This window comes from Collinsella sp. AF15-51 (assembly GCF_003462845.1).
GTDB lineage: Bacteria > Actinomycetota > Coriobacteriia > Coriobacteriales > Coriobacteriaceae > Collinsella.
Genome location: NZ_QRYG01000004.1, coordinates 38,005 through 57,113, shown reverse-complemented (window position 1 = coordinate 57,113; position 19,109 = coordinate 38,005). Strand labels below are relative to the sequence as shown.

Sequence of the window (19,109 nt, the reverse complement as noted above, 5' to 3'; positions counted from 1 at the left end):
GGAGCGTCTATGCCCACACCTTCCACTGCACGCATGCACGACTTCGAGGTCGTCTCGAACCGGGAGATCGCCGACGGTATCTTCTCGCTCGTTATCTCGGCCCCCAAGCTTGCAAGTGCGCTCAAGCCCGGTCAGTTTGTGAACATCGCCGTCCCCGGCGATGCGTCTTCTCTGCTTCGTGTGCCCTTGAGTTTCTACCGCGCCGACGCCGAGGCCGGCACCGTCGAGCTGTGGTACGCTGTCGTGGGCGACGATACCCGCCGTTTGTCCCAGATGGGCCCTGGCTCCACCTCTAACCTGTTGGGCCCCGGTGGCCGTGGCTGGATGGTACCCGAGGGCACCAGGAAGGCACTGCTCGTCGCCGGTGGCATCGGCGTTCCGCCTGTGCTGTGTCTTGCCGGCATGCTTGCCGAGCAGGGTGTTGATGTGGACGTGTGCCTGGGCTTTGGCACCGCTTCCAAGGCCGTGGGTGTCGATGAGTTCCGTGCGCTGGGCGCCACGGTTAACGTGTGCACCGACGACGGTTCGCTCGGCACGCACGGTTTTTGCACCGATCCGGCAGCCGAGCTGCTTGGAGAGGGCGGCTACGACTACGTCGCCAGCTGCGGCCCCGCCGTCATGATGAAGAAGGTCGCCGCCGCTGCCGCCGAGGCCGGTGTGTACTGCGAGGTGTCGCTCGAACGCATGATGAGCTGTGGCTTTGGCGCCTGCAACACCTGCAATGTCGAGACGGTCGACGGTATGAAGGGTGCTTGTATGTGCGGCCCCGTGTTCGATGCTTCCAAGGTGGTGGTCTTCTAGTGGGTACCGTGAACATGGCCGTCGATTTCGGCGGCGTCAAGATGCAGAACCCCATTAACACCGCAGCCGGTACCTTTGGCTACGGTTGGCAGTTCCAGAACTTCTTTGATGTTTCCCAGCTGGGCGCCATCACCACCAAGGGTTGCGCTGCCGAGCCCTGGCCCGGCAATCCCGCGCCCCGCATGGCCGAGATTCCCGGCGGTATGATCAACTCCGTGGGTCTTCAGAACCCCGGCGTGGCCGCCTTTGCCCGCGAGTCCGGTCCGTGGCTCGAACAGCTGTCCAAGGACGGCTGCCAGGTCATCTGTCAGGTTGCCGGTCACTCCGTTGACGAGTTTGTCCGCGCACTCGAGATGTATGTCGAGCTGTGCCCCTGGGCTGCCGGCTACGAGATCAACGTGAGCTGCCCTAATATCGCCGCCGGCGGTGCCGCCATGGGCTCCACGCCCGAGGGCGCCTCTTCCGTTATGGCTGCTTGCCGCAAGGTGACCGATAAGCCGCTGTTCGTGAAGATGGCGCCGGTCAACGTCGCCGAGATCGCCAAGGCCCTCGAGGCTGCCGGCGCCGACGGCCTTTCGGTCATCAACTCCATCCAGGGCATGGCCATCGACGTCCATACCCGCAAGTCCCGCGTGGCCAAGCCCAAGGGCGGCCTTTCGGGCCCGCTGTGCCACCACATCGCCGTGCGCATGGTCTGGGAGGTTGCCCAGGCCGTCGATATCCCCATCAACGGTGTCGGCGGTGTCATGACTGGCGAGGATGCGGCTGAGTTTATCCTGGCCGGCGCCACCTGCGTGTCGGTCGGCATGGCCAACTTCGTCGATCCGTGCGCTTCGCTTAAGATCGCGCATGAGCTCGAGGCCTGGGCCGAGTCCCAGGGCGTAAAGGACATCAACGAGCTGGTGGGTGCTTTCGAATGCTAGAGAATGATGCCCGCGACCGTGTTATCGTCGCCCTCGACTGCGACCGTGAGCGCGCGCTCGAGCTCGCCCACGAGCTTTCGGGCCATGCCGCCTGGCTCAAGGTCGGCATGACGCTCTATTACGCTGAGGGTCCCCAGATCGTCAAGACCTTTAAGGACCTTGGCTTTAAGGTCTTCCTCGACCTTAAGTTCCATGACATTCCGCATCAGGTGCGCGGCGCTGCCCGCTCGGCCTCGCTTGCCGGTGCCGACCTGCTTTCGGTCCACGGCCTGGGCTCGGGTGCTATGCTCGCTGCCTGCCGCGAGGGTGCCGAGGAGGCGCGTGAGGACCGCGCCAAACTCGTCGCCATCACCGTGCTCACGAGCATGAATCAGGATGCCTTGAGCGAGATCGGCGTCGAGTCGCCCGTGGCCGAGGAGGCCGCCCGCTTGGCAAAGCTTGCTCAGGACAGTGGCATCGATGGCATCGTGTGCTCACCGATGGAGGCTCACGACATGCGTGAGCTGCTGGGTCCTGATGCCCTGGTCGTGACTCCGGGTGTGCGTCCGGTGGGTGCCGCCCTTGGTGACCAGTCTCGCGTGGCGACGCCTTCCCAGGCTATCGAGCGTGGCGCAAGCCACATTGTGGTGGGCCGTCCCATCACCGGTGCCGACGATCCGGTTGCCGCCTTTGACGCCATCGTCGCCGAGCTGGTCGAAAACGTCGCGTAAAAGATTCCCCTAAGTCACCACTTTTGGGTCTCATTAGCACAAAATAGCCCCTGTGCCTGCGTAAACTTTCCCATCCTTTGTGTGGAATCGCAGGTCAGGGGCTTAACTTTGGGCGCAGTATATTGCACTTTTTGCGGGTATCGTCTAACCTATGGAGCCGCGATTAGGCATTTTGTACGTTCTACGTGCTAAAATGCCAATTATTGAATCAGATATAACCCAACTATTTGGAGGTACGAATGGCACTCCCTCAGCTTACCGACGAGCAGCGCAAGCAGGCTCTTGAGAAGGCTGCTGCCGCACGTCACGCCCGCGCTGAGCTTCGCGAGCAGATCAAGAAGGGCGAGAAGTCCCTCGAGTCCGTGCTCAACTCCGATGACCCCATCGCTTCCCGCATGAAGGTTTCCACCCTCATCGAGTCTCTCCCCGGTTATGGCAAGGCCAAGGCCGCCAAGATCATGGAGGAGCTCGGTATCTCCGCTACTCGTCGCGTCCAGGGCCTCGGTGTCCGTCAGCGCGAGCAGCTCCTCGAGCAGCTGACCAAATAAGTGAGCGCTCAGGATTCCAAGCTCTTTGTGATTTCTGGACCGTCAGGCGCAGGCAAGGGTACGCTCGTCACTCGTGTGCGCGAGCGCCGCTCGAACCTGGGTCTGACGGTTTCGGCTACCACGCGAGCACCACGCAAAGGTGAGGTCGACGGCGTCAACTACTTTTTTCTGACGCGCGAGGAGTTCGACCGCCGCGTGGCAAACGGTGAGTTTGTTGAGTGGGCCGAGGTCCACGGTAACTGCTACGGCACGTTGGTGAGCGAGGTCACATCCAAGCTCGCCTCGGGCTCGTCTCTGATTTTGGAGATCGATGTCCAGGGCGCCCTGCAGGTGAAGGAGCGTTTCCCCGAGGCCGTGCTGATCTTTATCAAGCCGCCTTCGCTTGAGGTGCTCCGCGAGCGTCTAGTCGGTCGCGGTACCGAGACGCCCGAGACGATTGAGCTGCGTATGGCAAACGCCGCCGATGAGCTTGCCCTTGCCGACCGCTACGACGACGTCGTGGTGAATGACGATCTCGACCGCGCGACCGATGAGCTCGTTCGCGTTCTCGATATGCATGAAAGGATCTGAGGTCCGTGTCCGTTGTAAAGCCTTGCATTGACGATCTTCTGGAGAAGACCGATCACAACCGCTTCCTGCTCGCTTCGCTTGCCTCCAAGCGCGCCTGCGACATCAATAGCATGCTGCGTGGCCAGCACAACCGCGTGCTTGCCGTTCAGGATGTCGATGACATCACCATCGGGCTTTCCGGTGCCGATACCATCTCGATGGCTATGGACGAGATTGTCGACGGCGACATCTCTTACGACGAGGCCCGTTACGAGAAGGCGCTCGGCCACAAGGTTGCTGAAGCCTAAATGGCGGCTCGCGTCTGCCTAGTCCACTATCACGAGGTTGGGCTGAAGGGCAAGAACCGCGCACATTTTGAGCATATCCTCATGGATAACATCAAGGCGGCCTTGGCCGCCTTTTCCGTGAACGCCGTGTCTCGAATTTCCGGTTATATCCTCGTGACCTTTAACGAGCATCAGGCCGACGAGGCGGCGCGTGTCATCCGCACCGTCCCCGGCGTTGCCCGTGTGTCTTTGGCGTATCACACCAACCGCGACCCGCAGGAGTACTGCGCCGCCGCTGTGAAGGCGCTGCGCGAGTTTGGTTCCTTCGATTCGTTTAAGGTGCACGCCAAGCGCTCCAATACTGACTATGAGCTCACCTCGATCGATATCAATCGACAGGTTGGCGAGGTGCTGTGTGAGGTGTTTCCCGATAAAAAGGTCCAGATGCACGACCCCGACGCGATGGTGCACGTTCTGGTGGTTCAGGGTAGTGTCTACGTGTATGCGCGCTCCGAGCGCGGCGTTGGCGGCCTTCCGGTGGGTTCTGCCGGCAAGGTCGTGACGCTTCTGTCGTCGGGTATCGATTCTCCGGTGGCGACCTGGATGCTCGCGCGTCGCGGCGCGGTGTGCGTGCCGGTGCATTTCTCCGGTCGTCCGCAGACGCCCGACACGAGTGAATACCTGGTGCAGGACATCATCCGTGCGCTTGAGCCGGGTGTCCAGATCGGCCGCCTGTACGTGGTGCCGTTTGGCGACTGCCAGCGTGAGATTTCGGTCACCTGTCCCAGCAACCTGCGCGTGATCATGTATCGCCGCATTATGTATTCGGTTGCTGAGCGCATTGCACACATCGAGGGTGCCAGGGCCATCGTTACGGGCGAATCGCTTGGGCAGGTTGCCTCCCAAACGCTTGAGAACATCATGGCCGTCAACGAAGCCGTGAAGATTCCCGTGTTCCGTCCTCTCATCGGTTCGGACAAACAGGAGATCATCGCACGCGCCGAGGAGATCGGTACGTTCGATATCTCGACTGAGGCCGCTCCCGACTGCTGCACGCTGTTTATGCCGCGTCGTCCCGAGACGCACGCCAAACTCGATGCCGTGCACGAGGCCTGGGAGCTGTTCGACCACGAGGAGATGATTGAGCGCCTGCTCAAGCAGACCGAGTACATCGACTTCGAGAGCAACACATATAAGGCCCCTAAGACCTTAAAACGCAAACATTCGGAGCTTGCTCCGCGTGAGATTTACCAAGATCACGAGTAAATTTGTGCATAGACCGACGATGCGCCTGCATCGTCGGTCTTTTGCTATCTGGGCATTTTGCGGCTAAGTGTTCATTTGCTGACGTTTGCCTGAATAAATGGACAGATTTGTGCAAGGTTTTGGTCGGTTTTTGGTTTGACCGCAAAAACCGGTTTTGGGGCGTGGCTGTTGTGGAGCTCCTTTCCTGACACGATGGTGTTGGGAGGTTTTGCTATGGCGCAGCGCGAACAACACGAACGAGTCAAAAAGATGGACCGCTGGGCGGGCAAGCTGCTCGGTCATAAGGCAGTGGTGATGGCGATACTGGTCGTCATTGCGATGGCGAGTGGGCTGGCGATGGCGAACCTTGGCGGCGGTGCCGGCGGTGTGTCGTTTGAGCGCACTGATGGTTCGGGCACGTTAGTGGTGCCGGGATCCGGCGATGCTTCGAGCGGAAAGACATCCGAAGGCTCTTCGCCTAAGGTGTCTGCCGCGGCAGAGGTCTATGTCGATGTTGATGGCGCCGTGGTGTCACCCGGTGTATATCGCCTCAAAGACGGGGCGCGGGTGGCTCAGGCGATTGATGCCGCCGGCGGGCTGGCGCCCGAAGCAGACGTTACGGGGCTTAATCGTGCATCCAAGGTCACTGATGGACAAAAAATTCACGTTCCAACGGTAGGGGAGCAGCAGGTGTCCATTGCGGAAGCCGGTGTTGATGGTGGGGCTTCCGCATCATCAGGCGTCGGTGGCGCAACAGGCCTAGTAAACATTAATACGGCAAGCTCGGCAGAGCTGCAGACGCTCTCGGGAATCGGTCCCTCAATGGCACAGTCGATTATCGATGAGCGGACAAAGAACGGTGCTTTTGCTTCGGTTGACGATCTGATGCGCGTGTCGGGAATCGGCGAGAAGAAGCTTGCCAAAATCAAAGATTGCATCTGCGTATGAGTGCGACCGAGCGAGAGCACGTGATACCTCCGCGGCCCCTGATTCCGTGGACGATGGCCCTGTGTGCCGGCATGTGCGTGAGCTGCGCCTTGGTGCTCAGCATAGCCGCTGATGCGCTGCTGAGGGAGCGGGCGACGGCGGTCGGGCCGCTATGGGCCATTCCCGTTGCGGCAGCGGTTTTCGTTGTGCTGGCTCACTCTTGTGCGAGGCTTGCCCCTTTGAAGCGGTGGCTGTATGCCGCGTCCGTCGGTCTCGTGGCGGGAGCGGTCGTCTCGGCGTGGTGGGCTGTGGGTGCGCTCAGCGCCTCGAGGGCGCTCGACGGTCGAGCGGCAAGCGGCCTCGAGTTTGTCGTGCAGGGTGATCCATCCATAAACGACGACGTGTATTCCTATACCTGCGAGGCACGCGCGGACGGTAAGAACTTGGCAACGGTTCGCCTATCGTGTGATCGTGAGCTCAAGGTCGGGGCGCACGTGCGTGTTATCGGTCGCGTTTCACGTTTTGAGAACGATGCATATGGACGATCGCGCGTGCTCCGAGGCGAGGTGCGCAAGGCTAAAGCCGTTCGAGTCGTGTCGGTCGATGAGGGCTCTCCGGTGCCGCTGCTTCGGCTGAGAAATGGGCTGCTTGCGTCCATCGCGCCTGCGACCGACCCGGCGCGGGCGCTCATAGCCGGTGTCGCCTGCGGTCGTTCGGCCGAGCTGCGCGCCCAGCCGGCGGGCGACTGGTTTTCGGTGACGGGAACGGCGCATCTTATCGCCGTCTCGGGCAGCCATTTGGCTATCGTGGGGTTTGTAATCGAGGGTGTATTGCAAAAGACTCGGTGCTCACGTGGTCTTCAGCGGGCGATATTGGCGATAACGCTTGTCGGCTATGCTGCCTTTACGGGGGCGTCTCCCTCGGCCGTGCGTGCGTGCTGCATGGTGTTCGTGACGCTTGTCGTAAACGGCGCGGGGCGTCGTCGGCACGGCCTTTCGGCACTCTTCGTAACCATGTCCATCTTTGTGCTACTGCGGCCGACGGTGCTGTTCGAGATGGGCTTTCAACTCTCGTGTGCCAGCGTCTTAGCCATTCTGTGCTTTTGTCCCTATGCGACCTACGCTTTGGGTGAGCTAGGTGTGCCATCAGGCTTTGCCAGCGTGCTTTCCGTCACGCTGTGCTCACAACTGGCGACACTTCCCATTACCATTCCTGCCTTCGGTACATTCTCGCTCATTGCTCCGTTGGCAAATGCGGTCATCGGTCCGGTGGTGAGCGTACTGCTCGCTGTGTCGATCGTGCTGGCTCCCTTTTCGCTCGTGGGACCGTTGCGGACTTGGGCGCTCGTTGTGCCCATGATTGCCGCCCGTTGCGCGCTGTTCTTCGAGCAGCTGTTTGCCGCCGTGCCGGGTGCATACGTGAGCGTGCCGCCCGATAGCATGTGGATTTACCTAGTGCCGTGTTTTCTGGCGGTTCTGCTGGTCTGGTGGCCGCGTCCCCGTGCACGTCCTATGGCGGCGGGGCTTGCATGCCTGATGCTCTTGGCTGCGATTCCGTACGTCTATTGGGATCGATTCGCTCCGCCTTCGGTGACGGTGCTCGATGTGGGCCAGGCCGATGCGATTCTTATCCGCCAAGGCGGCGCAGTAGCTCTCGTCGACTGCGGGCTCGACGAGCGTGTGGTTGCGGCGTTGGTTCGCAATAACGTGCACCATATCGATGCCGTTTTTGTGACGCATTGGGATGAGGACCACTGGGGTGGTTTGCCTGCCGTGCTCGAACAGTTTTCGGTCGGAACGATTGCCGTGGCGGCGGATGCGCTGGAGGATGCTCCTGCCGAGGTATTGAACCGACCTGGCGTGGAGTATCGGCAGGTGCGCCGTGGGGATACGGTCGACATCGGCTTATTTTGCGCTCGCGTGATGTGGCCATTCGAGTTCGTGGATGGCGAGGGAAATGAGGACTCGCTTGTCCTGCTGCTCTCTTATGTTCAGGAAGGCAAGGGCCTGCGAATACTTCTCACCGGTGATGCCGAGCTCGACCAAGAGCGGGAATTCGTGCAGGAGGTGGGGGATATCGATGTCCTTAAACTTGGGCATCACGGCTCCAAGGTTTCAGTCGATGGCGAGTTGCTGGACGTCCTGAAGCCCGAGCTTTCCCTCGCAAGCGCCGGTGAGGGGAATCGATACGGCCATCCGTCCGATGCCTGTATCGATGCCGTTAAGGAAGCGGGTGGTGTGTTCGCGTGTACCATCGAACACGGCGACATTACCGTCACACCGACTGCGAATTGCTTTGCGATGCGATGCCAGCGACCGTGACGACGTCGTTGGCGTGTGGTGGGCCTCTGGGCTAGAATGGCACGGAACGAATACGAAGGCCTGCGGGAGGGGGGCGCAATGTCCGAAACCGGTTTGCTGCCGGCATATCTGATCGTCGGTACCGACGGAGTTAAGCGCGACCACGCCGTCTCGCGTATGAAAGCGCGTCTGGAAAAATCGGGTATGGTCGAGTTCAACCTCGACGAGCGAGACATGACCAAGGACCCCGATATCGAGTCCATTATCGGATCGCTTAACACCTTTCCGATGGGCAGTGAGTTTCGTCTGGTAATCCTCGATGGCTGCTCAAAGCTCGCCAAGGCGGTCTCGGAGCCGCTCGTTGGGTATCTGGCGAGTCCCAGCCCCACAACGGTCTGCCTCATCATCGCCGACTCACTTGCCAAGAATACGCGCCTGTATAAGGCAATCGCCAAGATCGACAAGAAGGCTATCGTCGATTGCTCGGGTACCAAGCGCTGGGAACTGCCGCGCCGTGTTCAGCAGATGGCGACGCAGCGCGGTAAGTCGATTTCGACGGCGGCCGCCGAGGAGCTCGTCTCGCGTTCGGGCGAAAACACGCGCATGCTCGATAACGACTTGGCTAAGCTTGCCCAGATGGTCGAGTCGCCTCAGATTGAACTTGCCGATGTTGAGCGCTGGATTGTTCGTACGGCCGAGGTCCAACCCTGGGACTTCCTCAACGCCGTCTCGGCTCGCGATATGCGGCGTTCGCTCGAGCTCTTTAAGCTCCTGCCCTCCAAGAGCTACGTGTGGACTTACACATTGCTGTGCGGTCGCATTCGCGAGCTTATCGTCGCCAAGGCGCTCGACGCGCGTGGGCAGGGTCGCGAGCTGGCCGCAACGCTCAAGCTCCAGTCCTGGCAGGTCAAGAATCACCTGACCTGGGCACGTCGCTTTTCGATGGCAGAGCTCATCGCAGCGCTCGAGGGTGCGGTCGATGTGGAGCTCGCGCTCAAGGGTTCGGCCGATTCTCAGACGGCGCTTTTGCTCTGGATTACGAACATCTTGAGAAAATCGTGATGATACCTGCCTATTTGACAAATTCGTTCTATCCCTTTGAGAGGGAGCGTGCTATAGTAGGCGCTTGCATGACCTCACCGTGTCTCAGAGGTGTCATACATTTTTTGCAAGGAACTCGAAAGGAACTCCAGAAGTGGCAAACATCAAGTCTCAGAAGAAGCGTATCCGCACCAATGAGGCAGCTCGCATGCGTAACAAGGCTGTCAAGTCCGAGCTCAAGACGCTGACCAAGCACGTCCAGTCCGCCGTCGCCGAGGGCGACGCCGAGAAGGCCCAGGCTGCCCTCAAGACCGTCACCAAGCGTCTCGACATGGCTGCCGCCAAGCATGTTATCCACAAGAACCAGGCTTCCAACCGCAAGTCCGGTCTTGCCAAGCTCGTGAACAGCATCAACGCCTAAGTTGTAAATTTCACACCACACAGATTACGCGCATAAATGGAGCCTGTTTTATGGAACAGGCTCCATTTTTGTACCGCTCGGGTAAGATAGTCCGCATGAATACTTCAATTGACATTTCCCACATCCGCAACTTCTCGATCGTTGCGCATATCGACCATGGCAAGTCCACGATCAGCGACCGCATCCTCGAGCTCACCCATACCGTCGACGAACGCGACATGGAGTCGCAGCTGCTCGACACCATGGATATCGAGCGCGAGCGCGGCATTACGATCAAGTCCAATGCCGTCCGCGTTTCCTATGACGCCGACGATGGTGAGACGTATCAGTTCAATCTGATCGATACGCCGGGCCACGTTGACTTTACCTATGAGGTCTCGCGCTCGCTGGCAGCCTGTGAGGGCGCGGTACTCGTTGTCGACGCCACGCAGGGCGTCGAGGCGCAGACCGTTTCCAACGCGACGCTCGCCATGAACGCCAATCTGGACATTGTGCCCGCCATCAACAAGATCGACCTGCCCTCGGCCCATCCCGACGAGGTTAAGACCGAGATCGAGGACGACCTGGCGATTCCCGCCGATGATGCCGTGTGCGTCTCGGGCAAGACCGGCGAGGGCATTCACGATCTGCTGGAGTCCATCGTCTTTTTGATTTCGCCGCCTAAGGGCGATGCAAACGCTCCGCTCAAAGCGCTCATTTTGGATTCGTACTTTGACGAGTATCGCGGTGTGGTGGCTACGGTGCGCGTCTTCGATGGTTCCATCAAAAAGGGCGATACTCTGCTTATGATGCAGGCCAAGGGTGACTTTTTGGTCGACGGCGTGGGCGTCAAGCGTCCTGCCGAGACCCCGGTCGACGCGCTGACCGTCGGCGAGGTTGGCTATGTGGTCACGGGTCTGAAGGACCCCGAGGCTGTGCGCGTGGGCGATACCCTTACGTGGGCTTCGAACCCCTGCCCCGAGCCTCTGCCGGGCTACCGCGAGGCCAAGCCCATGGTCTACACGGGCCTGTTCCCGATCGACAACAAGGACTACGAGAACCTGCGTGACGCCCTCGATAAGCTGCACGTCAACGACCCGTCGTTGGTGTGGGAGCCCGAGACGTCGGTGGCGCTCGGTTTCGGCTTCCGCGTGGGCTTCCTGGGCCTGCTGCACATGGAAGTCGTCAAGGAACGCCTGGAGCGCGAGTTCAACCTGGACCTCATTGCCACGAGTCCCTCGGTCGACTATCACGTCTACAAGACCGACGGCGAAATGATCGATGTCCGCAGTCCGCAGGACCTTCCCGAGGCCACGCGCATCGAACGTATCGAGGAACCCTACCTCAAGGCAAAGATCATCTGCCCGCCTGAGTACACGGGTGCCGTCATGCAGCTCGCCATCGAGCACCGCGGCGTCACAACCGACATGATCCACCTGACGAGCAAATCGGTCGAGATGCGCTTCGATATGCCGCTCGCTGAGCTCATCTTGGACTTCTTCGATCAGCTCAAGAGCCGCACCAAGGGTTACGCCTCGCTCGACTATGAGTTCAACGAATATCGCCCCTCTGAGCTCGTCAAGCTCGACATCCTGCTTTCGGGCGACGAGGTGGACGCGCTTTCGTTTATCGTCCATAAGGACAAGGCATATGGCCTGGCCCGTGGCCTGTGCGACAAGCTCAAGGAGATCATCCCGCGTCAGCTGTTCGAGGTGCCCATCCAGGGTGCTATCGGCAACAAGATCATCGCCCGTTCCACCGTCAAGGCGCGTCGCAAGGACGTTCTTGCTAAGTGCTACGGCGGCGATATCTCGCGTAAGCGCAAGCTGCTCGAGAAGCAGAAAGAGGGCAAGAAGCGCATGAAGGCCATCGGATCGGTCGAGGTCCCGCAGGAGGCCTTTATGGCGATCCTCAAGGTGGACGAGTAGGTCTATGGCGCTTTCTGAATACAGCAAGCGGCTGCTGGGCGCCTATGCCGAGCAGCCGTTCCTTATGGCTCCCATGGCGGGCGTGACCGACCCTGCCTACCGTATCATGTGCCGCCGCCGCGGTGCCAACCTTGCCTACAGCGAGATGGTGAGCGTGGCGGGCCTTGCCTATGCCAGCAATAAGACGTGGCGCCTGGTGCTACCGGCCGACGAGGAGCAGCAGATTTGCGTGCAGCTCTTTGGCTCCAAACCCGATCAGTTTGCGAGCGCCGTCGCTGCCGTCGAGGAACGTGTGGGCGATCGCCTGTCGCTCATCGATATCAACATGGCATGTCCCGCCCGCAAGGTCGTTACCAAGGGCGAGGGCTCGGCGCTCATGCGCACGCCCGACCTGGCCGAGAAGATCGTCGAGGCCACGGTGGGCGCGGCGCACGTGCCCGTGACCGTCAAGATTCGCAAGGGCTTTTATGCCGAGGACCGCAATGCCGCGACATTTGCCCAGATGCTTGAGAGTGCAGGGGCTGCCGCAGTCGCCGTGCATGGTCGTTGCGCCACGCAGCTCTACACGGGCCAGGCCGATTGGTCTGTCGTCGATGAGGTTGCCGACGCTGTCGAGATTCCCGTGATTGGTTCGGGCGATGTGTTCTCGGCCGAGGACGCTGCTGAGCATCTGCACGGCTCGGGTGCCAGCGCGGTGTTTATCGCGCGCGGCATCTACGGCAATCCGTGGGTGTTCGGCGATGCCCGAGCCCTTGCACTCGATGGCACGCCGGTTCCTTCTCGCTCCTCGGTCGAGCGCCTGGAGGCTCTGCGCGAGCACCTGACGTTGACGCACGAGCTTCTGCCGCTCATGTCGCGTGCTCGCACGTACGCAAGCTGGTACTTAAAGGGTATGCCCCATGCCGCCGCCTGGCGCGCTCAGGTGGTGCGTTGCTCTACGTACGAGGAGTTTATGGCGCTGGTCGATGATATCGAGCGCGACGTGGTGGCCTGCGAGGCCGCGCTTGCCGCCGGCGAGTCGGTGCCTGCTCATCCGCTGGAGGCCTAACGGTGGCCGTTACCGCGCTGTACGTGCACGTGCCGTTTTGCGCTCAAAAGTGCCGGTACTGCGACTTTGACTCGCGCAGCTTTGCTGCGTATGATTTGGATGCCGCGCTTGATTCCTATTTTGAGCAGTTGTATGCGCGCCTCGATTCCTTTGGCGACGCCGGGGCGCTTGCGCAGGTCTGCACGGTCTATACTGGCGGCGGCACGCCATCGCTGGCAGGGGAGCGCCTGGTGGAACTTGCCCGGCGTATCTCCATGTGGTGCAAACCCTTTGAATTTACTTGCGAAGCCAATCCTGAGTCCCTGACCGCTGAGCTCGCCACCGCGCTTGCCGAGGCGGGTGTCACGCGCATCTCTCTGGGCGTGCAAACCCTCGACAATACCGAGCTGGCTGCTATTGGCCGCATTCACGATGCTAATCGCGCACTTGCGGCTATCGCGACGGTGAAGGACGCTGGCCTCGATGTGTCGTGCGACCTGATGTGCGGCCTTCCCGGGCAGACGGCCGCAAACTGGCGGAGCACGCTCGATGGCGTGTTGGCGGCGGCGCCTCATCATGTGTCGGTCTACCCGCTCACGCTCGAGGAGGGGACGCCCCTTTACCGCATGGCGTGCCGTGACGAGTCGCTCGAGCCCGATGAGGATTTTCAGGCTTCGTGCATGGACGCGGCGCGTGAGCGCCTGGGTGCGGCCGGCTATCATCCGTATGAGGTGGCGAGCTACGCGCTCGACGGCCATGAGTGCGCCCATAACATTGCCTACTGGACCGGACGGGGCTACCTGGGCCTGGGCCGTTCTGCCGCCGGTATGCTTGATACTGGGGATTTCGACCGTCTTGCAGGTTTGTTCCCCGGCGTGTCTGCTCGAGGCGACGCGTACCGTGTGCGTTTGGTTCAGCGCGACGATGACGCGACGTCGTTTGAGGCCGAATACCTGTCGCAGCGAGAGGCTGCGGCCGAAGACCTGATGCTCGCTTGTCGCATGACGCGCGGTATTGCGTCCGACCTGTTGGTTCGCGCGGCTCGTGTCATCCCGGCCGATGAGCTGACAGCCGCTTGTGATCGCGCGCTCGAATTGGGTCTTGCCACTTGGGTGCCCGAGACGCTCGGGGTCCATGAGGGACCCTTTACTTCGGCAGGTGTCGTCGCGGGCCATGTTCGAGCTCGTTTAGCACCGACACACCTGGGCTGGCTCGATGGAAATGTTCTGTTCGAGCTGTTTTGGGATCTAGCTTAGGCCGCTCGGGTAGAATTACCGGAATATATACGCTGCTGTGAGCAGGAGGTTGCCGCGCATGGCGACGATGAACGAAAAAGATTACTACGAGATTTTAGGTGTCTCCAAGGACGCCACCTCGCGTGATATTCAAAAGGCCTTCCAGCAAAAGGCCCGTAAGCTCCATCCGGACGTCAACAAAGAGCCGGATGCCGAGGAAAAGTTTAAAGAGGTTTCCGAGGCCTACGCCGTGCTTTCGGATGAGCAAAAACGTGCGCGCTACGATGCCATGCGTTCTGGCAATCCCTTTGCCGGTGCCCCTACGGCTTCGCCCTATGGTGGCGGCTATGCCGGCAACACGGGCTATGGCAATCCCTTTGAGGGCGGCTTTCCTTTTGGCGGTGCCTGGGGCCAGCAGCGTCGCGGCCAGGCTGCCTACAATCCCGAGAACGGCGCCAACGTGGTCGTCGATATCAAACTGGACGCCAAGGAGGCCAAGGACGGTGCCCGCAAGACCGTCCGCTATACGCGCTTCGATACCTGTGGTCACTGCGGCGGCTCGGGTTCTGTCTCCACCGAGCATGCCCATACCTGCCCGAGCTGCGGTGGCCGCGGGCACATCGACGTCGACTTGTCCTTCCTGTTTGGTGCGGGCACGTTCCAGTCGGTCTGCCCCGAGTGCGGCGGTTCCGGTAAGGTCGTGGCCGACCCCTGCCCCGATTGCGGTGGCAGCGGTCGTACTCGCGTAACCTCCGAGCAGACGATTGAGTTTCCTGCCGGCACGCACGATGGCGACGAGGTCCGCATTAGCGGCATGGGTCACGCCGGCACTAACGGTGCCGCTGGCGGTGATCTAGTCGGCCGTGCCCATGTCGAGTCCGAGCGCTTGGAAGGCAAAGCTCGTACCGGTTTTTACCTGATGGGCATCGTGGCGCCGTTTTTGGTACTCTCGGCCATCTCGGGCGTGTTCTCGGCCTTTGCTGTGATGTGCTTTATTCCGTTTACCATGGGCCTGTTCATGGTGCTTTCGGACGGCGTGCTTCATCGCAGCCTGCTGTGGTGGAAGCGCGGTGCGATGCAGTTTGCCAACGGTTTTGCCAATGGCTTCATGTTCGCGCTCGTGTCGGTTTGGTTCGCGAGCTGCTCGCAACGGGCCATGCTTTCGCCTTACGGAATGCAATAACATCAAACCCTCTGTTTGCGGTTGGCCCAGCTTGGGTATAGGACGCACTGTGACAATAATGAAAGTCGGAAGGATTCGGTCGTGTCGGAAAATAGGGATTACTACGAGGTACTTGGCGTCGACAAGGATGCCGACGCGCGGACGATTAAGCGCGCGTTTCTAAAGAAGGCCCGTACCGTACACCCGGACGTTTCGGACGACCCCGAGGCCGAGGCCAAGTTCAAGGAGCTCAACGAGGCCTATTCCGTTCTTTCCGATGAGCAGAAGCGTGCTAACTACGACCGTTACGGCACTGCCGACGGCCCTGGTGGTTCGGGCTACGTCGATATCAACGATATCTTTGGTGGTATGGGCATGGACGACTTGTTCTCGTCGTTTTTTGGCGGCGGTGCCGGCGGTGGCGCCCGCAGCCGTCGCGAGCGTCGTCGCGGTCGTGACATGGCCATCTCGCTTTCGGTGACGCTCGAGGAGGCGGCGCTCGGCTGCAAAAAGACAATCAGCTATGACCGCTTTGCTCCTTGCGAGGACTGCAATGGCACCGGTAGGGCAGAGGGCGCACAGGAAAAGCAGTGCGGCCGCTGCCACGGCACGGGCTATGTCACGACGGTTCAGCGATCGTTTTTGGGCCAGGTTCAGTCTTCCTCGCCTTGCCCCGACTGCCATGGCGAGGGCACGGTTATCGACCATCCCTGCGAGACCTGCGATGGTCAGGGCCGCACGCCTTCGCATGAAAAGATTGACATCGATATTCCCGCCGGCGTTTCGACCGGTCGACAGCTGCGTGTGAGCGGCTTTGGCGAGGCCGGTCTTCGCGGCGAGCCTTCGGGCGACTTGATTGTCAACGTGCGCGTTGCCGACCATGAGCGCTTTAAGCGCAACGGTGACGACCTGTACCTGGTGAGCGATATCTCGATTGCGCAGGCTGCGCTCGGCTGCGAGATCGATGTCGAGGGCATTATGCCCGACGAGGTCGTTAAGGTGTGCGTCCCCGCCGGCGCCCAGTACGGCGACACCGTGAGCGTCAATAATTACGGCATGCCGCGCATTGGCGGTGGCGGTTCGCGTGGCCGCTTGATCGTGCAACTGCGCGTGGTCGTTCCCACCAATCTTTCCAATAAGCAGCGCGAGCTGCTCCGTGCTTTTGCCGATGAGATGGGCGATGACGTCGCTTCCGGTAAGAAGTCGGTGACCGACCGTATCAAGAGTGCCCTCGACGATATCCTCGATTAAGGAGCCCGCGTGCTCGCACCCCATATTTCCGTCGTCAACCTCGGCTGCCGTGTCAACCGGGTTGAGTCTGACCGTATCACTGCCGATCTTATGCGCCTGGGTTTTGCTATGGTGGAGCCCCAGGATGCCGACCTGATCGTCATTAACACCTGTGCCGTTACGGGCGAGGCCGAGGCCAAGACCCGTAAGGCCGTCCGTCATGCGCTGGCCCATCCAAATGAGCCCTATGTAGTCGTGACCGGATGCGTGGTCAATTTGCATCCCGAGGAGCTGTTGGAGCTTTCGGATCGCGTGATTGCCGAGCCGTCTAAGATCGATGTCGCCGAACGTGTCTGCGATGTGCTGGGTGTCGAATCCGATAGTGTGGCCGCCTGCAGCGACAGCGATGTGGTCGACGCTCTGGGTCGCTCGCGTCTGGGTGTGAAGATCCAGGATGGCTGCAACCACCGTTGCACCTATTGCATCGTGTGGAAGGCCCGCGGTCCCGAGCGTTCCGTGCCCGTCGAGTCCGTGCTTGAGCAAGTTCGCGAGGCCCAGGAGGCCGGCGTGCCCGAGGTGGTGCTGACCGGTGTGAACCTGGGTGCCTACGATGGCAAGAGCGCGACCGACGAGCATGTCGAAATCGATGAGCTGCTCGAGGCCATCATGGAGCGCACGACTATTGCGCATGTGCGCATTTCCTCGGTCGAACCCATGGATATCTCTGAGCGCCTGCTTAAGGTTATGGCGCGCTATCCGCAGCGTATTGCCCCGTTTTTGCACCTGCCCGTACAGTCCGGCTGTACGGCGACGCTGCATCGCATGGGTCGTCCCTATAGTGCCGAGGCCTTTGAGGACACGGTGCGCATGATTCGCGCCATCCTGCCGCAGGCGTCTCTTTCGTGCGACGTCATCGTCGGTTTTCCTGGTGAGACGGACGAGGAGTTCGAGGAGTCGCTGGCGCTGTGCCGCCGCGTGGGGTTCTCGCGTATGCACGTGTTCCGCTACAGTAAGCGTCCCGGTACCCTTGCTGCCGACATGCCCGACCAGGTGCCGCCCGAGGTTATGGCCGAGCGCAGCCGCCGTATGCGAGACGCGGCGCAGGAGCTCGCTATCGCCGACGCTCGTCGTCGCGTGGGCACCGTTGAGCGCGCCGTGCTCGAGTATGGTGACAACCTGACGCTCGGTTCGTTCCATCATGCCCGTCTTGACGATACCTGTGGACTTACAGCCCCGTGCCTGCTCGATGTTGCTATCATCGGAGTCGATGATTCCGGCTTGGTCCATGCGCGCAGGGAGGTCCATGGAAGCCTCGAAGATTAGACTTACCGTTCCCGAGGGAGTTGATCCCTCGCGTGTTTTGGGCGCCGGCGACGGCGTCCTTCGTGCGCTCGAGAGCTTGGTTCGCGCTCACGTGGTCGCCCGTGGCGATAGGATCTCCGTGAGCGGCGACCCGGACGAGGTCGAGCTCGTGGCTCGCTTTTTCGAACATGCTTTTCGCGAGGCGGCGGCCGGTCGTACCCTGTCTGCCGACGATGTCTCGCGTTGCCTGGCCGTCTTGCGCGACGGCGAGCATGAGGCCACATCGCTTCGCGATGACGTGCTGCTTTCGTATCGCGGTCGCGTCATTCGTCCCAAGACGCTTGGGCAAAAGCGCTATGTGGATGCCATTCGCTCGCATACCATCACCTTTGGCTTGGGTCCTGCCGGTACCGGTAAGACCTATCTGGCCATGGCGCTCGCCGTTGCCGCGCTCAAGCGCCATGAGGTGGGCCGTTTGATCTTGACGCGTCCGGTTGTCGAAGCAGGGGAGAACCTGGGCTTTTTGCCCGGCACCCTCGAGGAAAAGATCGATCCGTACATGCGCCCGCTCTACGATGCCCTTTTTGACATGATGGATCGTGAGCGCACCGATGAGCTTATGGAGCGCGGCGTGATCGAGATCGCCCCGCTCGCCTACATGCGCGGTCGTACGCTGAGCGATGCTTTCGTGGTGCTCGACGAGGCGCAAAATACCACGCCCGAGCAGATGAAGATGTTCCTGACACGCCTTGGATTCAACTCCAAGTTCGTGATTACCGGCGACCTCAGCCAGCGCGACCTGGTGGGTCGTCGTGGTGGCTTGGCGGATGTCGAGAAGATTTTGGGCCGTGTCGACGATGTGGCATTTTCTCACCTCGAGCGTGCCGACGTGGTGCGTCATGCCCTAGTGGGTTGTATCGTTGAGGCATATGATGCTTATGATGACGTGCGTGAGCAACGCTCACGCGACCGAAAGGAGTCCCGTTGAGTGTATTGATCAGCAACGATGCCGAGCTCGATACGCTGCTCGATGCTCAGGAGGTGGAGCACATCTGCGAGGTCGTGCTTGCCGCCGAGGGCGTTGAGCGTGAAGTCGAGATTTCCCTTTCGTATGTCGACGAGGACGAGATGCACGAGCTCAACCACGAGTGGCGCGGTATCGACCGCACCACCGATGTGCTCTCGTTTGAGTGCGATTCGGCCTTTGACGATGACATTCCCGCCGATGAGACGCTCGAGCTCGGCGATATCATCTTGGCCCCGCAGGTTATTGCCCGTCAGGCCCCCGGTTTTGGCAATAGCCCCGCTGACGAGTGCCGTCTGATGCTCGTTCACGGCATGCTGCACCTGCTGGGCTATGACCACATCGAGGACGACGAGGCCGAGGTTATGGAGGCCCGCGAGGACGCTATCCTGCGCGATCTGGCGCTCGAGCGCGGCGAGGATCCCAAACTGGTTCACGTCGGCCCCATCACCAATCATGCCCACGACTAG

At 60.7% G+C, this 19,109-nt stretch carries 19 protein-coding genes; all 19 read left to right on the top strand.

What is annotated here, in order from left to right; all coding sequences use genetic code 11:
• Positions 1 to 33: 33 nt before the first annotated feature.
• The 19 genes from DWW51_RS03400 (at position 34) to ybeY (ending at position 19,109) form a co-directional block, all read left to right on the top strand.
• Positions 34 to 801, top strand: coding sequence for a dihydroorotate dehydrogenase electron transfer subunit (locus DWW51_RS03400; protein ID WP_117736693.1), 768 nt, complete (start codon positions 34 to 36; stop codon positions 799 to 801).
• 14 nt (positions 802 to 815) lie between these two features.
• Positions 816 to 1,724: a dihydroorotate dehydrogenase gene (locus DWW51_RS03395; protein ID WP_006236128.1), complete on the top strand. Its 909-nt coding sequence runs from the start codon at positions 816 to 818 to the stop codon at positions 1,722 to 1,724.
• A complete protein-coding gene (gene pyrF, locus DWW51_RS03390) occupies positions 1,718 to 2,434 on the top strand; it encodes an orotidine-5'-phosphate decarboxylase (RefSeq protein WP_117773527.1) in 717 nt (238 codons plus the stop codon). Before DWW51_RS03395 ends, pyrF begins: the two co-directional genes overlap by 7 nt.
• 239 nt (positions 2,435 to 2,673) lie before the next feature.
• Positions 2,674 to 2,982, top strand: coding sequence for an integration host factor, actinobacterial type (gene mihF, locus DWW51_RS03385; protein WP_006236130.1), 309 nt, complete (start codon positions 2,674 to 2,676; stop codon positions 2,980 to 2,982).
• Positions 2,983 to 3,552 (top strand): guanylate kinase, encoded by a 570-nt coding sequence (gmk, locus tag DWW51_RS03380; RefSeq protein ID WP_099431806.1) that lies wholly within the window; start codon positions 2,983 to 2,985, stop codon positions 3,550 to 3,552.
• A 5-nt stretch (positions 3,553 to 3,557) separates the two neighbouring features.
• The gene (locus DWW51_RS03375; RefSeq protein ID WP_035138532.1) at positions 3,558 to 3,839 is read left to right on the top strand and encodes a DNA-directed RNA polymerase subunit omega; all 282 of its coding nucleotides are present in this window, start codon (positions 3,558 to 3,560) and stop codon (positions 3,837 to 3,839) included.
• Positions 3,840 to 5,084: a tRNA uracil 4-sulfurtransferase ThiI gene (gene thiI / locus DWW51_RS03370; protein WP_117773526.1), complete on the top strand. Its 1,245-nt coding sequence runs from the start codon at positions 3,840 to 3,842 to the stop codon at positions 5,082 to 5,084.
• Between the two features lie 213 nt (positions 5,085 to 5,297).
• Entirely contained in the window at positions 5,298 to 6,011 is a 714-nt protein-coding gene (locus tag DWW51_RS03365; RefSeq protein ID WP_117773571.1) for a ComEA family DNA-binding protein, read from the top strand.
• Positions 6,012 to 6,229: 218 nt separating this feature from the next.
• Positions 6,230 to 8,311 carry a DNA internalization-related competence protein ComEC/Rec2 gene (locus tag DWW51_RS03360; RefSeq protein ID WP_161194496.1) on the top strand — a complete coding sequence of 694 codons (2,082 nt, stop codon included), beginning with the start codon at positions 6,230 to 6,232 and terminating at the stop codon, positions 8,309 to 8,311.
• 78 nt (positions 8,312 to 8,389) lie between these two features.
• A complete protein-coding gene (gene holA / locus DWW51_RS03355; protein ID WP_117773524.1) occupies positions 8,390 to 9,352 on the top strand; it encodes a DNA polymerase III subunit delta in 963 nt (320 codons plus the stop codon).
• Between the two features lie 133 nt (positions 9,353 to 9,485).
• Positions 9,486 to 9,752 carry a 30S ribosomal protein S20 gene (rpsT, locus tag DWW51_RS03350; RefSeq protein ID WP_022094714.1) on the top strand — a complete coding sequence of 89 codons (267 nt, stop codon included), beginning with the start codon at positions 9,486 to 9,488 and terminating at the stop codon, positions 9,750 to 9,752.
• Between the two features lie 95 nt (positions 9,753 to 9,847).
• Positions 9,848 to 11,659 carry a translation elongation factor 4 gene (gene lepA, locus DWW51_RS03345; RefSeq protein WP_117773570.1) on the top strand — a complete coding sequence of 604 codons (1,812 nt, stop codon included), beginning with the start codon at positions 9,848 to 9,850 and terminating at the stop codon, positions 11,657 to 11,659.
• 4 nt (positions 11,660 to 11,663) lie between these two features.
• Positions 11,664 to 12,707 (top strand): tRNA dihydrouridine synthase DusB, encoded by a 1,044-nt coding sequence (dusB, locus tag DWW51_RS03340; protein WP_117773523.1) that lies wholly within the window; start codon positions 11,664 to 11,666, stop codon positions 12,705 to 12,707.
• 2 nt (positions 12,708 to 12,709) lie between these two features.
• Positions 12,710 to 13,942, top strand: coding sequence for a radical SAM family heme chaperone HemW (gene hemW, locus DWW51_RS03335; protein ID WP_117773522.1), 1,233 nt, complete (start codon positions 12,710 to 12,712; stop codon positions 13,940 to 13,942).
• Positions 13,943 to 14,000: 58 nt separating this feature from the next.
• A complete protein-coding gene (locus tag DWW51_RS03330) occupies positions 14,001 to 15,104 on the top strand; it encodes a DnaJ domain-containing protein (RefSeq protein ID WP_197032154.1) in 1,104 nt (367 codons plus the stop codon).
• Between the two features lie 81 nt (positions 15,105 to 15,185).
• Positions 15,186 to 16,334: a molecular chaperone DnaJ gene (gene dnaJ / locus DWW51_RS03325; protein WP_117773521.1), complete on the top strand. Its 1,149-nt coding sequence runs from the start codon at positions 15,186 to 15,188 to the stop codon at positions 16,332 to 16,334.
• A gap of 9 nt (positions 16,335 to 16,343) precedes the next feature.
• Positions 16,344 to 17,636 (top strand): MiaB/RimO family radical SAM methylthiotransferase, encoded by a 1,293-nt coding sequence (locus DWW51_RS03320; RefSeq protein ID WP_117773520.1) that lies wholly within the window; start codon positions 16,344 to 16,346, stop codon positions 17,634 to 17,636.
• On the top strand, positions 17,617 to 18,603 hold the full coding sequence (locus DWW51_RS03315; RefSeq protein ID WP_117773519.1) for a PhoH family protein: 987 nt from the start codon (positions 17,617 to 17,619) through the stop codon (positions 18,601 to 18,603). The genes DWW51_RS03320 and DWW51_RS03315 overlap by 20 nt, the downstream gene beginning before the upstream one ends.
• A complete protein-coding gene (gene ybeY / locus DWW51_RS03310; RefSeq protein ID WP_117654802.1) occupies positions 18,600 to 19,109 on the top strand; it encodes an rRNA maturation RNase YbeY in 510 nt (169 codons plus the stop codon). Before DWW51_RS03315 ends, ybeY begins: the two co-directional genes overlap by 4 nt.

Excerpts from the sequence above, each read along its gene's own strand:
- DWW51_RS03400 (WP_117736693.1), top strand. The coding sequence starts at position 34 with ATGCACGACTTCGAGGTCGTCTCGAACCGGGAGATCGCCGACGGTATC.
- DWW51_RS03395 (WP_006236128.1), top strand. The coding sequence starts at position 816 with ATGGCCGTCGATTTCGGCGGCGTCAAGATGCAGAACCCCATTAACACC.
- pyrF (WP_117773527.1), top strand. The coding sequence starts at position 1,718 with ATGCTAGAGAATGATGCCCGCGACCGTGTTATCGTCGCCCTCGACTGC.
- mihF (WP_006236130.1), top strand. The coding sequence starts at position 2,674 with ATGGCACTCCCTCAGCTTACCGACGAGCAGCGCAAGCAGGCTCTTGAG.
- thiI (WP_117773526.1), top strand. The coding sequence starts at position 3,840 with ATGGCGGCTCGCGTCTGCCTAGTCCACTATCACGAGGTTGGGCTGAAG.
- DWW51_RS03365 (WP_117773571.1), top strand. The coding sequence starts at position 5,298 with ATGGCGCAGCGCGAACAACACGAACGAGTCAAAAAGATGGACCGCTGG.
- holA (WP_117773524.1), top strand. The coding sequence starts at position 8,390 with ATGTCCGAAACCGGTTTGCTGCCGGCATATCTGATCGTCGGTACCGAC.
- lepA (WP_117773570.1), top strand. The coding sequence starts at position 9,848 with ATGAATACTTCAATTGACATTTCCCACATCCGCAACTTCTCGATCGTT.
- dusB (WP_117773523.1), top strand. The coding sequence starts at position 11,664 with ATGGCGCTTTCTGAATACAGCAAGCGGCTGCTGGGCGCCTATGCCGAG.
- DWW51_RS03330 (WP_197032154.1), top strand. The coding sequence starts at position 14,001 with ATGGCGACGATGAACGAAAAAGATTACTACGAGATTTTAGGTGTCTCC.
- DWW51_RS03315 (WP_117773519.1), top strand. The coding sequence starts at position 17,617 with ATGGAAGCCTCGAAGATTAGACTTACCGTTCCCGAGGGAGTTGATCCC.